This is a genomic window from Candidatus Sordicultor fermentans, from assembly GCF_012728195.1.
GTDB classification, from domain to species: domain Bacteria; phylum Atribacterota; class Atribacteria; order Atribacterales; family Caldatribacteriaceae; genus Sordicultor; species Sordicultor fermentans.
In genome coordinates, this window is sequence record NZ_JAAYFP010000144.1 from 1 (window position 1) to 2035 (window position 2035).

Here is a 2035-nt window from a genome sequence, read left to right on the forward strand (position 1 = left end):
ATTTTCTGACCAGGCAATCTTGCAGCCAAAAGCAGATGGTTCAGTAGCCATCCCATATTCTACCCAGAAACCGGGCAGGAAAATAATATCAGGATAAGAGGAATACACTTTAATATTGGCTTCCAGCCAGCGGTCAGGAAATAAATAATAGTCAAAGTTAGACATACCACAAAAGCCTGGAATCCAGGGACTATCAACAATTAGAGCTACAACAACTTTTTCATTTCTACCAGATACAGCATCTACAAAACAATTCCACCGAGCTTCATCCATGAGTTTCACCCCCTATATATTAGCTAACAAAATGACCATACCCAAAATTTAATAAGGATTTTCCAGGCCGAATATTCGGGCTTGGTTTCTGTGCATCAACCCTTCTACTGTCCTTATAGCCCCCTGTTGAGAGATTTGACCTTCAGAAAGCAATTTTCCTACAGCCTTACAAATCACTCTATCAAAAACCTCAAACCTGCTCCCCTCGGACAAAATCTTCCGGGCATCACTCACTGGCCCTGCTACTGAACTTAAAAGAGACGAATTGGCCGTATACAGGAGAAAATGTTCCATCACATACGGAGCATCATTATGCCACCACGGAAAACCCTGGTGAACATTAGGGAAGGCTCTCTCCAGAGTGAGATTAATATGAGAAAAAGCCTGATTCATGGGATATAGAATCAGGTGAGATTCATTATCGCTCTTTCCGCTAAAGAATTTTGAAAGAAGAGGATTTAGAAATTCAACTATAGTAACACCTTCTGTGGCCACATCTCCCCCCACATTGGCTCCCCAATTTTTATAAAGATATTGGTTTGCATTTCGGAAAGCACCATAATGAATTTGCGTTACCATTCTTCTATCCTGATTCATCTCACAAAACTTATGCATTAAGTAGGAAATGAACTCCCTGGTTTCAGAAGACCTTATAGCAAACCTTTCCCTACCATCATAAGCTCTTCTAAAAATTTGCTCTGCCCTTTCTTCGCTCACTTCCAATCCATAAGGTTCAAGAAGCCCATGGTCGCTCGCCTTCGCTCCCATCTCAGCAAAGTAATTGTGTCGCTTTCGTAGTGCTTCAACTAAACCCCGGAGCGAGGTATCTTCTCCCGTTAGCTGGCATATTTTTTCCACGTTATCTCTCCATCCCTCATCAAAAATATCGCAATAAGCATCAGGTCTGAAGCAAGGGAGAAAAACAATATCATCTATAGTTTCTTTAGCTATCTTATGATAATAGAGATCGTCTGCTGGATCGTCAGTAGTAAAAATGACCCTGACTCCCATCTTCCTGAGCAGACCCTGGGGCCACATATCCTCTCTCCTGAAACACTCCTCAGCCAGCTTCCATATTTTATCTCCTGTCTCAGCACTCAATAAGTCCTCAATCCCCAATATTCTCTTTAGATCTAGATGAAACCACTGATGAACGTGATTACCCTCCAGATTAGGAAAAACTTTACTCAAAGCCATCCATTTATCATAATCGGAGAGACTGGGATCTCTTGCCAGAGCTTGAGAAAAACCAGAAAACTTTGAAGCCAGTTGAATAATATAGTGGTCACAATTAGCGTATTCCGATCTGTCTTCTAAAACCTCAGCTTTCCAGATATTGGGAAATGGCTGATTTTCAACAATTTGTCTTAAACTATAGTGAGTGTGGACATCAACAATTCCTAATCTGTGTCTCAAGGGAACAGCAACATCATGGTATAGCCTCACTCCTTCTTTTGTATCCAGAAGCCAGTCAGAACCTAAAAATTTATCTTCACCACTCATAGTCAAACCTTCCTCCAGAAGAATTTTTCAGGACGCTCGGCGTACTTCATCATTAATTATTGATTGATTTATTTATTTCCTCAAAGTTAATATACCATAGAATACTAATATTTATCATCTTATTTATATCCAAAATATCTGGCTATTTCCTCATTTATAGGCAAAGACATAATTTCCTCAAGAACTGCTTTTACCTGTTCAAAAGATTTTGTCCGGGGATCTCTTACCAGTATTTCTTCAAGAACTCGTTTATCTCCAG

1 protein-coding gene and 1 pseudogene are annotated in these 2035 nt (G+C 40.1%); both read right to left on the reverse strand.

Annotated elements, in window-relative coordinates; translation table 11 throughout:
• Positions 1-273: pseudogene (locus GXZ17_RS07595) on the reverse strand (uroporphyrinogen decarboxylase); the annotation flags it as partial.
• 48 nt (positions 274-321) lie between these two features.
• Positions 322-1776: a glucuronate isomerase gene (locus GXZ17_RS07600; RefSeq protein ID WP_409376691.1), complete on the reverse strand. Its 1455-nt coding sequence runs from the start codon at positions 1774-1776 to the stop codon at positions 322-324.
• Between the last annotated feature and the right edge of the window lie 259 nt (positions 1777-2035).

What these genes read in the sequence shown, in the direction of transcription:
- GXZ17_RS07600 (WP_409376691.1), bottom strand. Translation starts at nt 1,776, where the DNA reads ATGAGTGGTGAAGATAAATTTTTAGGTTCTGACTGGCTTCTGGATACA.